This is a genomic window from Stutzerimonas sp. FeSN7 (assembly GCF_030263795.1).
In the GTDB taxonomy this organism is placed as follows: domain Bacteria; phylum Pseudomonadota; class Gammaproteobacteria; order Pseudomonadales; family Pseudomonadaceae; genus Stutzerimonas; species Stutzerimonas stutzeri.
In genome coordinates, this window is sequence record NZ_JARPMN010000001.1 from 1,398,280 (window position 1) to 1,413,147 (window position 14,868).

Sequence of the window (14,868 nt, forward strand, 5' to 3'; positions counted from 1 at the left end):
GAGTCACCATGAAACGAGTCATCTATTCCGGTGCCGGGCTGCTGCTGATCGCGCTGGCATTCCTGCTGTTCAACGGGCTGACCGGCACGCTGCTGACCAATGCCCGGCTGGACCTGACCGAGCAGAAGCTCTACACCATTTCCGAGGGTACCGAGCGCATCCTCGAGGGGCTGCAGTCACCCATCGAGCTGCATTTCTTCTATTCGGACGAGACCGCCAAGGACCTGGTCGCGCTGCGCAACTACGCGCGTCGGGTCGAGGAGATGTTGCGTGCCTATCAGCGCGCCTCTGGCGGCAAGCTCAAGCTGCACGTGATCGATCCGCAGCCGTTCTCCGAGGAAGAAGACCGCGCCGCCGAGTTCGGCCTGCAGGCGGTACCGCTCAACCAGGGCGGTGACAAGGTCTACTTCGGGCTGGCCGGCACCAATGCCGAGGGGAACACGCAGATCATCCCGTTCTTCCCGCTGGATCAGGAGGAGTTTCTCGAGTACGAGGTCAGCCGCCTGGTGCAGAGCCTGGCGACTGCCGAGCTGCCGGTGGTGGGTGTGCTTTCCGGCCTGCAGCTGACCGGGGGCTTCGACATGCGCACGCAGCAGGCGACGCCGCCGTGGATGGTGCTGGAGGAGGTCCGCCAGCTGTTCCATATCGAGAGCCTGCAGCGCGATGTCGATCTGATCCCCACCAATGTATCGGTGCTGCTGCTGATCCATCCGAAGGATCTGCCCGAGCAGACGCTGTTCGCCATCGACCAGTTCGTCCTGCGCGGCGGCAAGCTCCTGGTGTTCCTCGATCCACATAGCGAGATCGATCCGGGCATGGGCATCGGCCCGGGCGAGTTCGGCGAGGAGCGTGTCTCCGATCTGGAACCGCTGTTCAAGGCCTGGGGCGTGCGTATGGTGCCGAAGAAGGCGGTCGCCGATGCCGCTTACGGCATGTCGGTGGGCATGGGCGCCGAGCGTCGGCCGGTGCGGCATGCCGGTTGGCTGAGCCTGCCGCGCGCCGCGCTGGACCAGGATGACGTGAGCATCGCCGCGCTGGAGAACATCACGCTTGGCAGTGCCGGCATTCTCGAGCCGCTGGAAGGGGCGACCACGCGTTTCACCCCGCTGATGCGCAGCTCCGAATACGCCATGCCGGTGGATGCCGAACGCTTCGCCACACTGGATAACCCGGAGACCCTGCTGCTCGGCTTCGAGCCCACCGGCGAGCGCTATACCCTGGCAGCGCGCATTCAGGGCCCGGCCAAGACGGCATTCCCCAATGGTATCGAAGGGCGCGAGAAGGGCATCCAGGAGAGCCAGAACATCAACGTCATCGCGGTGGCTGATACCGACATGCTGGCTGACCGCATGTGGGTGCAGGTGCAGGACTTTTTCGGTCAGCGCGTGCCCCAGCCCTGGGCCGACAATGGCGCCTTCGTGATCAATGCGCTGGACAACCTCTCCGGGACCGATGCGCTGATCAGCGTGCGCTCGCGCGGGCGCTTCACCCGGCCGTTCGTGGTGGTCGAAGCGCTGCAGCGACAGGCCGAGAACCGCTTCCGCGAGAAGGAGGAGGTGCTGCAACAGCGCCTGGCCGATACCGAGCAGAAGCTGGCCGAGCTGCAGAGCCCGGACCCCGAACAGGCATTGGAGCTCTCCGGCGAGCAGGAGCAGGCGTTGCGCCAGTTCCTCCAGGAAAAGGTGCGCATCCGCAAAGAGCTGCGCGAGGTACGCTACCAGCTCAACGCCGATATCGAGGCGCTGGGGCGCACACTGAAATTCGTCAATATCGCCCTGGTACCGCTGGTACTGACGCTGGGCGTGCTCGCGCTGTGGCTGTGGCGGCGCCGCCGTAGCGCCTGATGCTGGCCCTGCACGGCAGCCATGGCTGCCGTGCAGGGCAGACGACGCGAGGCGGAAAAGGGGCTGACAGCAGAAATCCTTGGCTTATACTCCGGCGACGGCTGCTTTCGAGTCGCATTCGCAAGCTGACGAATGCACGAGGGTCAGGCTGTGGAAACCCTCTTCCGAGGAATAACAAAAAGCGAGTTGGAGAAGTGGTAATGGCTGAGCGCGAAACCGGGACCGTCAAGTGGTTCAACGATGCAAAAGGCTATGGATTCATTCAGCGGGGTAATGGCGCCGACGTGTTCGTGCATTACCGCGCCATTCGTGGCGACGGCCATCGCTCGCTGGCCGAGGGGCAGCAGGTGGAATTCTCGGTGATCCAGGGCCAGAAGGGCCTGCAGGCCGAGGACGTCGCCGGCCTCTGACTCCGGTCGCAGAACAACGAAGCCCGTCCTGATGACGGGCTTTGTTTTTTGAGCCTGGCGACGCTCCGCGGCAGGCCACCAAGGGCCAATCTGCTGGTTCCTGGTGGGTGTTTCACGACCCAGGTGCGATCAACCCGTGCGCCAGACGATCTCTTCTTCGCCGTCGGCACTGACGCGTATCCAGCGGTCGGCCTCTTCCTCGGCTTCCTCTTCCTGCCAGCCGCCCGGGGCGCAACGGATTTCCACGCCCAGCGCCTGATGCGCCGCGCGTGCACAGGCCAGGTCATCGGTCCAGGGCGTGGCGTCGCTTTCCAAGAGCAGGCAGTGCCATTTGCCGACCGCCTTGGGCAGCCAGGTCACGGGAATCCCGGCGGCGTTGCACTTGAAGGTCTGGCCTTTCTGCTGCCAGGCGGAGCAGGGGCCGATGGCCTCGGCCAGCCACTCGCCGATGGCTTCCTGGCTGGCATCCCTGAGGTAGATCTCGATATCGGGTTGACGCATGGGCGACTGCCTTCTGTGTTGTGCCTTGGCCTGCCTCGCATGCTATCGAGGCGTTTGCCTTAGGAAATTCGTTCGATCCAGTCGTAGCGTATCGCAACCCGCACCGCCAGCGGCGTGTCGATGACGGCGGCGCGCCGCTCGGCGCTGGCGCGCCAGCCGTGCGGGGTCATCGCCAGGAGGTCGGCGCGGGCCTGGGCGTCGTCCAGCTGCAGTTCATAGCTGATTGTTTCGCTGTGGGTCAGGCGCATGCCGTCCGGAATGAGCGACAGGTGTTTTTCGTCGTCGTAGTCGCGTACCTCGTCGTAGAGCCGCGCGCGCAGCTCCCAGAGGTGCTCGCGGGTCGGCCCCATGCGCAGCAGTCCGCCGCCGGGCGGGAGCAGGCGTCGCGCGTCCTGCCAGTCCAGCGGGCTGAACACGCTGGCCAGCAGGTCGCAGCTGGCATCGGCCAGCGGCACGCGGGCCATGCTCGCCACCAGCCACTCGAGTTGCGGGGCGCGTTTGCAGGCGCGCTTGATCGCCTCGCGGGAGATGTCCAGTGCATAGCCTTCTGCATCCGGCAGCGCGGCGGCCAGTTGGGCTGTGTAGTAGCCCTCGCCACAGCCGATGTCCAGCCAGCGTTGCGGCGTGCGCTCGGCGGCCAGCTCGGCGAGGCGTCGGGCCAGCGGCGCATAGTGACCGCCATCGAGAAAGCGCCGGCGCGCCTCGACCATCGCCTGGTTGTCGCCCGGATCGCGGCTGTTCTTGTGCTGCACGGGCAGCAGGTTCAGGTAGCCCTGGCGCGCGCGGTCGAAACGGTGGTTGGCCGGGCAGGCCACGCCGTTTTCCACCGCGCTGAGCGGCGCCTGGCAGATCGGGCAGATCAGCATGCCAGCAGGTTCACCAGGGTCTGGTAGTAGATGTCGGTCAGCACATCGAGATCGCTGGCCAGGATGTGCTCGTCGACCTGGTGGATGGTGGCATTGACCGGGCCGAGCTCGACCACCTGGGTACCCAGGGTGGCGATAAAGCGTCCGTCCGAAGTGCCGCCGCTGGTGGACGGCGTGGTTTCGCGGCCGGTGACGCTGCGGATCGCCTTGGCCACGCCGTCGAGCAGGTCACCCGGCTCGGTGAGGAACGGCAGGCCGGACAGCGCCCAGTCGACGCTCCAGTCCAGACCGTGCTTGTCGAGGATCGCCGCGGTGCGTTGCTGCAAGCCTTCGACGGTCGACTCGGTGGAGAAGCGGAAGTTGAATACCGCTTCCAGCGTGCCGGGGATGACGTTGGTGGCGCCGGTGCCGGCGTTCAGGTTGGAGATCTGGAAGCTGGTCGGCGGGAAGAACGCATTGCCATCGTCCCAGTGTTCGGCAGCCAGCTCGGCCAGTGCCGGCGCGGCCAGGTGGATCGGGTTCTTCGCCAGATGAGGGTAGGCCACATGGCCCTGCTGACCGCGAACGGTGAGCGTGCCGCCCAGCGAGCCGCGGCGACCATTCTTCACCACGTCGCCCACCAGACTGGTGCTCGAGGGTTCGCCGACGATGCACCAGTCCAGGCGCTGGCCACGCTCGCGCAGGCGTTCGACCACCGCCTTGGTCCCGTGGTGCGCCGGGCCTTCCTCATCGCTGGTGATCAGGAAGGCGATCTGTCCCTTGTGATTCGGATGATCGGTAGTGAAGCGCTCCACTGCCACGACCATGGCGGCCAGGCTGCCTTTCATGTCTGCCGCGCCGCGGCCGTGGAGCATGCCCTGCTCGTCGATGCGCGCACTGAACGGCGGGTTCTGCCAGGCCTGCAGCGGGCCGGTAGGGACCACGTCGGTATGGCCGGCGAAGCACAGCACCGGGCCTTCGTTGCCGCGAATGGCCCAGAAGTTCTCCACGTCCTCGATGTGCATCGGCTCGATGGCGAAGCCGCAAGCCGCCAGGCGCTGGCTCATCAGCTGCTGGCAGCCTTCGTCCAGCGGCGTCACGGAGGGGCGGTTGATTAGCTCGCAGGCCAGTGCGAGGGTCGGGGAGAGGGCGGGGGCGGTCATCACGGCTCCGGTACGGCGGGGGAAAGGGCGTCATATTAAAGCAAAGCCGGGGTGGCGGTGACGGCCGGATGCAGTGGTCGGCACGCGGTGAGGTCTTATAATCGCCAGGTTTTTCTCCGGGGAGTCGGCATGTCTATCGATGAACAGCGTTTCGGCGGTATTGCCCGCCTGTATGGCCGTATCGGGCTCGAGCGGCTCACGGCTGCGCATGTGGCGGTGGTCGGCATCGGCGGCGTCGGCTCCTGGGCGGCCGAGGCGCTGGCACGCAGCGGGGTCGGTGAGATCAGCCTGTTCGACCTGGACGATGTGTGCATCACCAATACCAACCGGCAGATCCATGCGCTGGACGGTGCGGTGGGCAAGCCGAAGGTGGACGAAATGGCCGCGCGCATCCGTGCCATCAACCCGGCATGTCGGGTTCATGCCGTGCCCGACTTCGTCACCCGCGAAACCATGGCCGAGTACATCACCGAAGACATGGACTGCGTCATCGACTGCATCGACAGCGTGCCGGCCAAGGCGGCGCTGATCGCCTGGTGCAAGCGCCGCAAGATCCAGATCATCACCACCGGCGGCGCCGGCGGGCAGGTCGATCCGACACAAATCCAGGTCACTGATCTGAACAAGACCTTCAACGATCCGCTGGCGGCAAAGGTGCGCTCGCTGCTGCGTCGCGAATACAACTTCTCACGCACGCCGGGGCGCACCTACAGCGTGCCCTGTGTGTTCTCCACCGAACAGTTGCGCTACCCGAAGCCGGACGGCGGCGTGTGCCAGAGCAAGAGCTTCGTCGGCGAGGGCGTCAAGCTCGACTGCGCCGGTGGCTTCGGCGCGGTGACCATGGTCACCGCCACCTTCGGCATGGTCGCCGCCGCGAAGGCGGTCGACAAACTGGTCGCCGGAGCCCGGCGGCCTAGCGAGCGCAACGCCCGCAGCTGATGAAAACGTGCCGCAGCCGCTCTGCGATGCGGCTCCCCGGAAAGTTCCGCTGTCACAAAAGATTTACATATCAGTCATTTGGCTGACATACGCCGTCGCCAAGATTGCCCCCAACACAAAGAGCCCATCTCGTGTGTTTCCGACGCTAAACATAAAGGGGAATTTTGATGATCCGTAAGCACTTCGCCGGTTTCGCTGCCAGCGCCCTGGCTCTGGCCGTTTCCGCCCAGGCTTTCGCCGGTACCGTCACCACCGACGGCGCCGATCTCGTTATCAAGACCAAGGGCGGCCTGGAGGTCGGAACCACCGACAAGGAGTTCTCGTTCAAGATCAATGGCCGTCTGCAGGCTGATGCCGACAGCTTCGATGGTTTCTACACCCAGAACGGCGAGCGCGCAGATGAGACCTACTTACGTCGTGCGCGTCTGGAGATTTCCGGTGTTGCCTTCACCGATTGGGGCTACACCTTCCAGCGCAACTTTGGCGACGATTCCAGCAATTGGCGCGAGCTGGCCATTCATTACAACGGCTGGGAGCCGGTTCAGATTTCGGTTGGCCGCATCAGGCCGACCTTCGGCCTGGAATGGGCGACCAGCTCCAAGTGGATCACTGCGATCGAGCGCTCGGCGCTCTATGACCTGGCGCCCTGGGTGAACAGCGAAGACGGCGAAGGCATCCGCGTGCGTACCACTGTCGGCATGTTCCACGGCGAGGCCGGTGCCTATCGTCAGGATGGTGGCGACGGCGTCGACATGCTCGAGGACGAAGATGGCGCCAACAACACCAGCTTCGTGCTGCGTGGCGTGATCGCCCCGATCGTCGAGAAGGACCAGGTGCTGCACTTGGGCGCGAGCTTCGGTCAGCGTGACCTGGAAGAAGGTTACCTGGAACGCATTCGTCCGCGCCTGTCCGTGCGTGGCACCACCGAAGACAGTGCCAACGGCAACCGCGCCACCTTCGGCGGCACTCGCACCGACGGCACCGATCAGGTCTGGGGCCTGGAGGCGGCCTACATGATCGGCCCGTTCTCGGTGCAGGGCGAATACCGGACCCGTACCGTCGACGCCATGGAAGGTTTCGAAGACCTCGAAGCCACCGGCTACAACGTCCAGCTGGCATACACCCTCACCGGTGAGTCGCGCTCCTACAAGCTCGATGGCGGCAAGTTCGACAAGATCAAGCCGGAAAACAAGCGCACCGGCGCCTGGGAAGTGTTCTACCGCTTCGAGGACATCACCGTCGATAAAACCGGTGTTTTACCGAGCGGTTATGTCGGTGCGCTGGACAGCGCTAAAGCCGGCGCCAAGACCCACACTGTTGGTGTGAACTGGTACGCCAACGAAGCAGTAAAGATTTCTGCTAACTATCTCAAGACAAGTGTAGATGACGTGGTAAACGCAAATGGCGACGACGATGGCGATGCCATCAGTCTGCGCGCACAGTACGTGTTCTAAAACATCACCTCATCCGTGATGCTCCATTGAGCCCCGCCCTGGCGGGGCTTTTTTTGGTTCTTCGCGGACTCTGGGGGAAGAGCGAGTTGACAGTCAGGGAAGCAGGTAAATTGGCAGTCGCCAAACACACCCTTCACCTGTCCCTGCTGTCGCCGTGCATCCTATTGATCTTGCCTCGTTCTGGCCAGGCTATGACGTCGTTGCCTGCCGTTCATCTGCCAACAACTCCCTTCTGATTGAGCTTGAGCCTCAAGCCGGTTCAGTGCCCAGGTGCGGGCGTTGTGGTCAGCTCAGCCCGTTGATTCACGAGCGCCGGATTCGTCTGGTGCGTGATCGCGATCTGTTCGATCAGCGCGTCCTGCTTCAACTACCCGTGCGCCGAGTCGATTGCCTGAACTGTGGTCGGGTGACCGAGCGGATCGACTGGCTGGAGCCTGCATCTCGCCTGACCCGGCGGTTACGGGTCTGGCTCGAAAGCCTGCTGCGGCTGCTGCCGATCAGCCACGTCAGCCGGCTCACCGGCCTGCACTGGCACACCCTCAAGACGCTCGATAAACGACGCCTGGAAGCCGAGGTAGGCACCTTCGATTCAAGCGGTGTCCGCCGGTTGGTGATGGACGAGTTCGCCCTGCACAAGGGGCATCGCTATGCCACGGTCATCATGGATGCCGAGCGAACACGGGTGCTGTGGGTCGGCCACGGCAACAGCCGTGAGGCGATCCGCCCGTTCTTTGAATTGCTCGGCGAGCACTGCCAGCAGATTGAGGCGGTGGCCATGGACATGAACACGGCTTTCGGCCTGGAGGTAAAGCAACATTGCCCGCAGGCCGAAGTGGTGTACGACCTGTTTCACGTCGTCGCGCGCTACGGCCGGGATGTGATCGACCGTATCCGGGTCGACCAGGCCAACCTCCTGCGCGAAGACAAGCCGGCACGAAAGGCGGTCAAGCAGAGTCGTTGGCTGCTGCTGCGAAATCGCGACAACCTGAAGGACGGACAGGCCGTGCAGCTACAGGAACTGCTCGCAGCGAACCAGCCGCTGGCTACGGTCTATGTACTCAAGGATGCCTTGAAGGATGTCTGGTACGCCCCCAGCGTACGAGAGGGTTGGCGACGCTGGCGAACCTGGCTGCGACATGCTCGCGAGAGCGGCCTCGCGCCGCTGCAACGCTTCGCTCGCAACCTGCGCAAATACGCCCGAGGCATCCTTGCCAGTGCTCACTTCCACATGCATACCAGCGTCCTTGAGGGTGTTAACAACCGCATCAAGGTGATCAAGCGCATGGCCTATGGATTTCGGGACTCGGAATACTTCTTTCTGAAAATCAAGGCCGCCTTCCCCGGGAAAGCGCGATGAACCTTTTTTTTCGCCTGCGGGACAGGCCAGACTGCGCGCATGCCTATCCAGACCCTGTACCGCCTCGCCGAACTGCCTCCCGCCGAATGGGATGCGCTGCTGAGCGATGATCAGCCCTTCCTTCGTCACGCCTTCCTCTGCGCGCTGGAAGACAGCGGCAGCGTGGGTGGGCGTAGCGGCTGGCAACCTGCCCATCTCCTGCTGCGCGACCCGCAGGGCGCGTTGCAGGCAGCCTTGCCGCTGTATCGCAAGTTTCATTCGTACGGCGAGTACGTGTTCGATTGGGCGTGGGCGGATGCCTGCCAGCGGGCCGGCATCCGCTATTACCCCAAGCTGCTGTGCGCCGTACCCTTCACACCGGTCGCAGGCCAGCGTCTGCTCGGCGATGTCGAGGCGGCGGCAGCGCTGCTCGATGGGCTCACCGAGCAGCTGGATGCCCAGGAAATGTCCGGAGTCCATGTGAACTTCACCGAGCCACAGGCCGATCAGCTGCTGGCTGGCCGGGAGGGTTGGCTGGAGCGCATCGGTTGTCAGTTTCACTGGCATAACTGGGGCTATCGGGACTTTCAGGACTTTCTCGATGCGCTGACCTCACGCAAGCGCAAGCAGCTGCGCAAGGAACGCGAGCAGGTGGCGGGGCAGGGCATCGTCTTCGACTGGCGCGAAGGCCATCAGCTCAGCGAGGCGGAATGGGATTTCGTCTACGCGTGCTATGCCAATACCTATCAGGTGCGCGGGCAGGCACCGTACCTCTCCCGCGCCTTCTTCAGCCTGCTGGCCGAACGCATGCCGCAGGCGATTCGGGTGGTGTTGGCCCAGCAGGGTGCGCGCCCGGTGGCGATGGCTTTCAGCCTGCGTGACGACAGCGGGCTATACGGCCGTTACTGGGGCTGCCTGGCGGAGTTTGACCGTCTGCACTTCGAGACCTGTTTTTACCAGGGCATCGACCAGGCCATCGCGGACGGCCTGCAGCGCTTCGATGCCGGCGCGCAGGGCGAGCACAAGCTCATTCGTGGCTTCGAACCGGTGATCACGCGCTCCTGGCATTACCTGCAGCACCCCGGTTTGCGAGCCGCGGTGACGGATTTTCTGCAGCAGGAGCGCGTCGGTGTGCTGGCCTATGCCGAGGCGGCGCGGCAGGCGCTGCCGTACCGGCAGGCCGGCAGCTAGCCACTTGCGTCAGGCGTGGGACGCGGCGCTGTTTTCCTCGTGGATATCCAGCATGCGCTGCAATTCGCTGCGCAGCAGGGGGTCCTGGCAACCCGGCAGGTACTCGCGCAGCTTGCGGATCACCCATTGCTGCCCCTTGTCGACGAACGGCAGACGGTCGTCCAGCGACTCGATGGCCATCGCCTTGCCGTAGAAGGCGCCGGTGTCCTTGTTGGGCTCCACGCCCAGATGCTGCAGACAGTTGAGCAACAGTTTGCAGCTCTCGATCTCGCCCTGGCGGATCTGCTCCAGTAGCTGCCGCTGTTCCGGGTCCGTGGCCTGTTGCAGCGATTCGCCGGCAACCTTGGCGCCCGCGCGTTCGGCGCTGAGCAGGTCCTGCAGCAGCTGGGCTTCGCCTTCCGGTGTGTTCAGCGGGCTTTGCGGGGTAGTCATATCGCGATCTCCTGTCGGTTGAGGGTTTCGCACGTTGGCGGCAGCGGGGTACGCGCCGCCGTAAATGCGAAGGGCCGGTGAACCGGCCCTTCGGGGATCAGAGCTTCTTCGCGGTGATGATCTTCACCGGAGTCAGTGGCACGTTCTGCATCATGGCGCGGTTGCCGGTGGGCACCTGGGCGATCTGGTCGACCACCTCCATGCCGCGTACGACCTTGGCGAACACCGCGTAGCCAAAGTCGCGGCCACCGTGATCGAGGAAATCGTTGTCGCGATGGTTGATGAAGAACTGGCTGGTAGCCGAATTCACGTTCTGGGTCCGGGCCATTGCGACGGTGCCGCGCACGTTGTGCAGCCCATTGTCCGCCTCGTTCTTGATCGGGGCCTTGGTCGGCTTCTGGTTCAGGCCTTCGCCGAAGCCGCCACCCTGGACCATGAAGCCAGGGATGACGCGGTGGAACACGGTGCCGTCATAGAAACCGCTATCGACGTAGCCGAGGAAGTTCTCGACGCTGACCGGCGCCTTTTCCGCCTCGAGCTCCAGTTCGATCTCACCCAGGCTGGTGGTCAGCAGCACGCGAGGATTTTCGGCAGCGAGCAGGTTGCCGGCCAGCAGTACGGTACAGGCGGCGAGGGCAATGCGTTTCAACATGATGTCTTTCCTGATGTTGGGGAAGCTGTCAGCCGGCCAGTGGAGTGGCCTGGCCAGCATCGTACGTCTTGATCAGCTCGATGAGAATCCGGGTAGCCGGCCCGAGCGGTCTGTCGTGGTTAGTGTAGAGATAGAACAGTGGCCGGCGAATACTGCCTTGGACCAGTGGCAGCGGCTTGAGTATGCCCTCGGCCAGTTCGCGCCCGATCAGATGCCGGGGCAGCCAGGCGAAGCCCAGACCGCTGCTGACGAAGGCTACGGACGTCGCCAGGCTGCCCACCGTCCAGCGCTGTTCGGCACCCAGCCATCCGGCATCACGAGGTTGGCGCAGGCCCGTATCACGCACCACGATCTGCATCTGGCTCTGCAGGTCCTGCACGCTGAGCTTGCGTCCGAGCTGGTGAAGGGCATGGTTGGCGTGTGCCACGGCGACGAACTCCACGGTACTGAGCTCGCTGCCCAGATAGCCGGTGATGTCCAGGCCGCTGATGGCGAGGTCCGCGGTGCCGTCCTTGAGCACTTCCTCGACCCCGGAGAGCACTTCCTCGCGCAGGCGCACCCGGCAGCCGCGGCTCTTCGGCATGAACTCGGTGAGGGCCTGGATCAGCTTGGCGCTGGGGTAGGCGGCATCGACAACCAGGCGCACCTCGGCTTCCCAGCCTTGTTCCATGTGGTGCGCCAGTTCTTCCAGCTGACTGGCCTGTGTGACCAGCTGTCGCGACCGGCGCAGCAGCACTTCTCCTGCCTCGGTCAGCACTGCCTTGCGCCCGTCTATGCGCAATAGCGGCACGCCCAGTTGTTCCTGCATGCGTGCCACGGTGTAGCTGACCGACGACTGCGACCGATGCAGCGCTTCGGCCGCCTGGGCGAAGCCGCCGTGATCAATGACCGCCTGCAGGGTGCGCCACTGATCGAGGGTCACACGGGGCACTTTCATTCCTTCGGTTCCTTTAGCAAGGTCTGTTAGGCTGGCCACTCTGTAGAGGAGCCCAGTCAAAATGAAAACAATCGGTTACCTACTCTTTGCCCTGCTGCCTTCTGCGGCCAGCGCCGCCTCCTATCCCGTGGACATCGACCAGCAGCTCAACGGCGCCGAAGTCACCGTGACGCCGCAGGTCATCGATCGCGATCTCGCCGGCCTTCTGCTGCACAACTACGGGGAAATGGCAGCCGTTTGCACTGCCGTGTTCCGGAACGGTCCGGAGGCACCGCGTACCCGGCGCACGGAGCTGCAACCCGGTGAGCGCAAGGCGCTGACGTCGAAGTTCAAGCGCGACGTGATCCGGTTGCGCATCAAACTGACCTGCGAACCGAAGTAGCTCGGCCGCCAAGGCGCCAGCCGTACGGGATCAATCCAGTACGTTCTCCAGGATTTCGTAAACGATGCCCGTGGCGATGGCCACCAGGATCACGTCACGCCCCAGCTGCTTCCATTCATAGCCTTCGTAGCGTGGCAGATGGCCGAGCAGGCGATTGTCCAGGTTCTTGGCGATGCCCGGCGGTAGTGGTTTGCCGCGCGCCAGGTTCTTCTGGATGCCAGGGGGCAGGGACGATGGCGGCATGAGCAGCTCGCGGTGGTTGCGCAGCGTGATGCGAACCGCGCCGATATCCACGGACGGCCCCTGGTGATGATATTGCTGCGCCGGCGCCTGCCCCTGGCCGCGCTGAGCCTTGTACTTACTGTTGCCGGGGTGATCGTTGTTCGGCTGCGCCGCCGTCACCGTGGAGAGTGCCAGTGAAAGCGCGCCGGCCAGCAGCGCGATCCGCTTCATCGAGTTCATGCGAACCTCCTGGGCATTAAGCCGCTTCGCTTTGTCAGCTTAGCCTGTGTTTGCCAGAGAAAACATGCCGGCTGTTACAGAACGCGCCTTTGCCGGGCAGACCGGGTAACCTATGCCATCGTTCTTTTCGACCTCCGAGGTAGCTCCCTTGTTTGACCAATTCGCCCTGCACGAACGCCTGCTCAAGGCCGTCGCCGAACTCAAATTCGTCGAGCCGACCCCGGTGCAGGTGGCGGCGATTCCGCCGGCGCTGGAAGGGCGCGATCTGCGTGTAACGGCCCAGACCGGCAGTGGCAAGACGGCTGCGTTCGTGCTGCCGATGCTCAACCGTCTGATCGGCGATGCCCAGCCGCGGGTCGACGTGCGCGCGCTGATCCTGTTGCCGACCCGCGAACTGGCCCAGCAGACCCTCAAGGAAGTCGAGCGCTTCTCGCAGTTCACCTTCATCAAGTCCGGCCTGATCACCGGTGGTGAGGACTTCAAGGTCCAGGCCGCGATGCTGCGCAAGGTGCCGGACGTGCTGATCGGCACGCCGGGCCGGCTGATCGAGCATCTGAACGCGGGCAACCTGATCCTCAAGGATGTCGAGGTTCTGGTGATCGACGAGGCTGATCGCATGCTCGACATGGGTTTTGCCGAAGACATGCAGCGTCTGGTAGGCGAATGCGAAAAGCGTCAGCAGACGCTGCTGTTCTCTGCCACCAGTGGGGGCGCCGGGCTGCGCGAGATGGTCGCCAAGGTGCTGAATGATCCGCTGCACCTTCAGCTCAACCGCGTCAGCGAGCTGAACGAGTCGACCCGGCAGCAGATCATCACCGCCGACGATCCGGCGCATAAGGAAAAGTTGGTGCATTGGCTGCTGGCCAACGAGACCTATCAGAAGGCGGTCATCTTCACCAACACCCGCGCCCAGGCCGATCGTCTGTACGGTCATCTGGTGGCAGGTGACATCAAGGTCTTCGTGTTGCACGGGGAGAAGGACCAGAAGGAGCGCAAGCTCGCCATCGAGCGGCTCAAACAGGGCGGTGTGAAGGTGCTGGTGGCCACCGATGTGGCTGCGCGCGGCCTGGATATCGAGGGCATGGACCTGGTGATCAACTTCGACATGCCGCGTTCGGGTGACGAGTACGTGCACCGCATCGGCCGTACTGGACGCGCCGGCGCCGAGGGCCTGGCGATCTCGCTGATCTGCCATAACGACTGGAACCTGATGTCGAGCATCGAGCGCTACCTCAAGCAGCGCTTCGAGAAGCGGGTGATCAAGGGGCTGAAAGGCACCTATCAGGGGCCGAAGAACCTCAAGGCTTCGGGCAAGGCCGCTGGCAGCAAGAAGAAAAAGATCGACAAGAAAAAGGGCGTAGAGAAGAAGTCCAAGCCTGCCGGCAAGCGCCCGAACGGCGCCAAGCGCGAGTCACCATCGCCGGTGGTGAGCCAGGATGGAATGGCACCGCTCAAGCGCAAGAAGCCGACGGCCGAGTAACCGTCGGCCTTCAGCCTCAGCGCTGAGCGTCAGCCGGCATATCTGCCTCGCGTTCCGCTTCCTCGATCTGCTTCAGGCGCTTGTCATAGGCCTCGCACTCGTCGCCCAACTGGTCGGCGGTGCGCTTGGCTTCCATCTGGCGAATCTCCTCATTTATCTCCTTGGCGCGCTCCGGATTGCTCTCGGTGAGCTGGTTGACGCGCTCAGCCAGCTGTTCGGCCTTGGCATTCACTTCGTCCGGGGTGCACGCTGCGTGCGCAGTCGGGCTGGCCAGCGCGGCGGCGGTCAGGGCAATCATCAGCAGTTTCATGGCTCGCTCCTCGTTCAATCGGTCTGAACGGTGGATCGCAGCACAGCCGCTTTAGTTCAGACAACGAACCGGTCGCCATGGTGAACGGTCCCAATCAGTAGGCGCCTCATTCGCGAGGCGAACATCTGCTGAGGGAGAACGACCATGAGCTATAACTGGGGCCTTATCCAGCGCCTGTTGCATGAAGTTCAACGCGGCGCCAATGACAGTTTCAAGCCGCGCCACTACGCCGAAGAACATGCGACGCAGATGGAAAGTGAAGGTCAGCCGATGCCGAATCTTGACAGCCTGCGTGCCGAAGCGGCCGATTACGAAAGTCTGCTATTCGAAGGTGGCTTCATCGTTTCGCGGCCCGAGGAGGAGGGCGGCAATGGCGAGAATTTCGTCCTGACCGAGCGCGGCTCGCGCTTGCTGGCGATCCTCGACGATCCGCAGGAGACGCAGCGCCAGCACCTGGCGGACAAGGGCGATGCGGCGCTGGTGCCGGAAGTGTTCGACGAGATGGCGGCCGGTCGCCCATGACCGGCGTT

General features: G+C 63.8%; 17 protein-coding genes. 9 read left to right on the top strand and 8 right to left on the bottom strand.

Annotation, left to right across the window (positions count from 1 at the left end):
• The first annotated feature begins 8 nt into the window (after positions 1 to 8).
• Together P5703_RS06500 and P5703_RS06505 are read left to right on the top strand one after the other, a co-directional pair.
• Positions 9 to 1,844 (top strand): GldG family protein, encoded by a 1,836-nt coding sequence (locus tag P5703_RS06500; protein ID WP_285585885.1) that lies wholly within the window; start codon positions 9 to 11, stop codon positions 1,842 to 1,844.
• A 200-nt stretch (positions 1,845 to 2,044) separates the two neighbouring features.
• The gene (locus P5703_RS06505; protein WP_014597146.1) at positions 2,045 to 2,254 is read left to right on the top strand and encodes a cold-shock protein; all 210 of its coding nucleotides are present in this window, start codon (positions 2,045 to 2,047) and stop codon (positions 2,252 to 2,254) included.
• 129 nt (positions 2,255 to 2,383) lie between these two features.
• On the opposite strand, the gene P5703_RS06510 is transcribed toward P5703_RS06505, so the two are convergent.
• The 3 genes from P5703_RS06510 to dapE are packed head-to-tail and all read right to left on the bottom strand — an operon-like array spanning position 2,384 to position 4,763.
• A complete protein-coding gene (locus P5703_RS06510; protein WP_151320594.1) occupies positions 2,384 to 2,755 on the bottom strand; it encodes a hypothetical protein in 372 nt (123 codons plus the stop codon).
• Between the two features lie 59 nt (positions 2,756 to 2,814).
• Positions 2,815 to 3,621 carry a putative RNA methyltransferase gene (locus P5703_RS06515; protein ID WP_125912031.1) on the bottom strand — a complete coding sequence of 269 codons (807 nt, stop codon included), beginning with the start codon at positions 3,619 to 3,621 and terminating at the stop codon, positions 2,815 to 2,817.
• The gene (gene dapE, locus P5703_RS06520) at positions 3,615 to 4,763 is read right to left on the bottom strand and encodes a succinyl-diaminopimelate desuccinylase (protein WP_151320595.1); all 1,149 of its coding nucleotides are present in this window, start codon (positions 4,761 to 4,763) and stop codon (positions 3,615 to 3,617) included. The genes P5703_RS06515 and dapE overlap by 7 nt, the downstream gene beginning before the upstream one ends.
• A gap of 129 nt (positions 4,764 to 4,892) precedes the next feature.
• On the opposite strand from dapE, the gene tcdA reads away from it, so the two are divergent.
• The 4 genes from tcdA to P5703_RS06540 all read left to right on the top strand — a co-directional run bounded on the left by tcdA (position 4,893) and on the right by P5703_RS06540 (position 9,683).
• Positions 4,893 to 5,702 (top strand): tRNA cyclic N6-threonylcarbamoyladenosine(37) synthase TcdA, encoded by an 810-nt coding sequence (gene tcdA / locus P5703_RS06525; protein WP_014597143.1) that lies wholly within the window; start codon positions 4,893 to 4,895, stop codon positions 5,700 to 5,702.
• Between the two features lie 167 nt (positions 5,703 to 5,869).
• Positions 5,870 to 7,156, top strand: a complete 1,287-nt coding sequence (locus P5703_RS06530) for an OprO/OprP family phosphate-selective porin (protein ID WP_014597142.1) — start codon at positions 5,870 to 5,872, stop codon at positions 7,154 to 7,156.
• Positions 7,157 to 7,310: 154 nt separating this feature from the next.
• Positions 7,311 to 8,513: an ISL3 family transposase gene (locus P5703_RS06535; RefSeq protein WP_285585726.1), complete on the top strand. Its 1,203-nt coding sequence runs from the start codon at positions 7,311 to 7,313 to the stop codon at positions 8,511 to 8,513.
• A gap of 39 nt (positions 8,514 to 8,552) precedes the next feature.
• A complete protein-coding gene (locus tag P5703_RS06540; RefSeq protein WP_151320597.1) occupies positions 8,553 to 9,683 on the top strand; it encodes a GNAT family N-acetyltransferase in 1,131 nt (376 codons plus the stop codon).
• A 9-nt stretch (positions 9,684 to 9,692) separates the two neighbouring features.
• On the opposite strand, the gene P5703_RS06545 is transcribed toward P5703_RS06540, so the two are convergent.
• From P5703_RS06545 to P5703_RS06555, 3 genes are all read right to left on the bottom strand, one after another.
• Positions 9,693 to 10,115, bottom strand: coding sequence for a DUF6306 domain-containing protein (locus tag P5703_RS06545; RefSeq protein WP_014597140.1), 423 nt, complete (start codon positions 10,113 to 10,115; stop codon positions 9,693 to 9,695).
• Between the two features lie 97 nt (positions 10,116 to 10,212).
• Positions 10,213 to 10,767: a peptidylprolyl isomerase gene (locus P5703_RS06550; RefSeq protein ID WP_279645023.1), complete on the bottom strand. Its 555-nt coding sequence runs from the start codon at positions 10,765 to 10,767 to the stop codon at positions 10,213 to 10,215.
• Positions 10,768 to 10,795: 28 nt separating this feature from the next.
• Positions 10,796 to 11,704, bottom strand: coding sequence for a LysR family transcriptional regulator (locus P5703_RS06555; RefSeq protein ID WP_014820018.1), 909 nt, complete (start codon positions 11,702 to 11,704; stop codon positions 10,796 to 10,798).
• Between the two features lie 61 nt (positions 11,705 to 11,765).
• Between P5703_RS06555 and P5703_RS06560 the strand changes: the two genes are divergently transcribed.
• Entirely contained in the window at positions 11,766 to 12,086 is a 321-nt protein-coding gene (locus P5703_RS06560; RefSeq protein ID WP_108241982.1) for a 3-phosphoglycerate kinase, read from the top strand.
• Positions 12,087 to 12,116: 30 nt separating this feature from the next.
• Here the strand turns inward: P5703_RS06560 and P5703_RS06565 are convergent, their stop codons facing one another.
• Positions 12,117 to 12,548: an anti-virulence regulator CigR family protein gene (locus tag P5703_RS06565; protein ID WP_014597136.1), complete on the bottom strand. Its 432-nt coding sequence runs from the start codon at positions 12,546 to 12,548 to the stop codon at positions 12,117 to 12,119.
• A 148-nt stretch (positions 12,549 to 12,696) separates the two neighbouring features.
• Here P5703_RS06565 and P5703_RS06570 point away from each other — a divergent pair, with 148 nt between their 5' ends.
• Positions 12,697 to 14,028: a DEAD/DEAH box helicase gene (locus tag P5703_RS06570; protein ID WP_285585897.1), complete on the top strand. Its 1,332-nt coding sequence runs from the start codon at positions 12,697 to 12,699 to the stop codon at positions 14,026 to 14,028.
• Positions 14,029 to 14,044: 16 nt separating this feature from the next.
• On the opposite strand, the gene P5703_RS06575 is transcribed toward P5703_RS06570, so the two are convergent.
• Entirely contained in the window at positions 14,045 to 14,338 is a 294-nt protein-coding gene (locus tag P5703_RS06575; protein ID WP_014820020.1) for a hypothetical protein, read from the bottom strand.
• A gap of 144 nt (positions 14,339 to 14,482) precedes the next feature.
• Here P5703_RS06575 and P5703_RS06580 point away from each other — a divergent pair, with 144 nt between their 5' ends.
• Entirely contained in the window at positions 14,483 to 14,860 is a 378-nt protein-coding gene (locus tag P5703_RS06580) for a transcriptional regulator (protein ID WP_101274139.1), read from the top strand.
• The last annotated feature ends 8 nt before the right edge of the window (positions 14,861 to 14,868 follow it).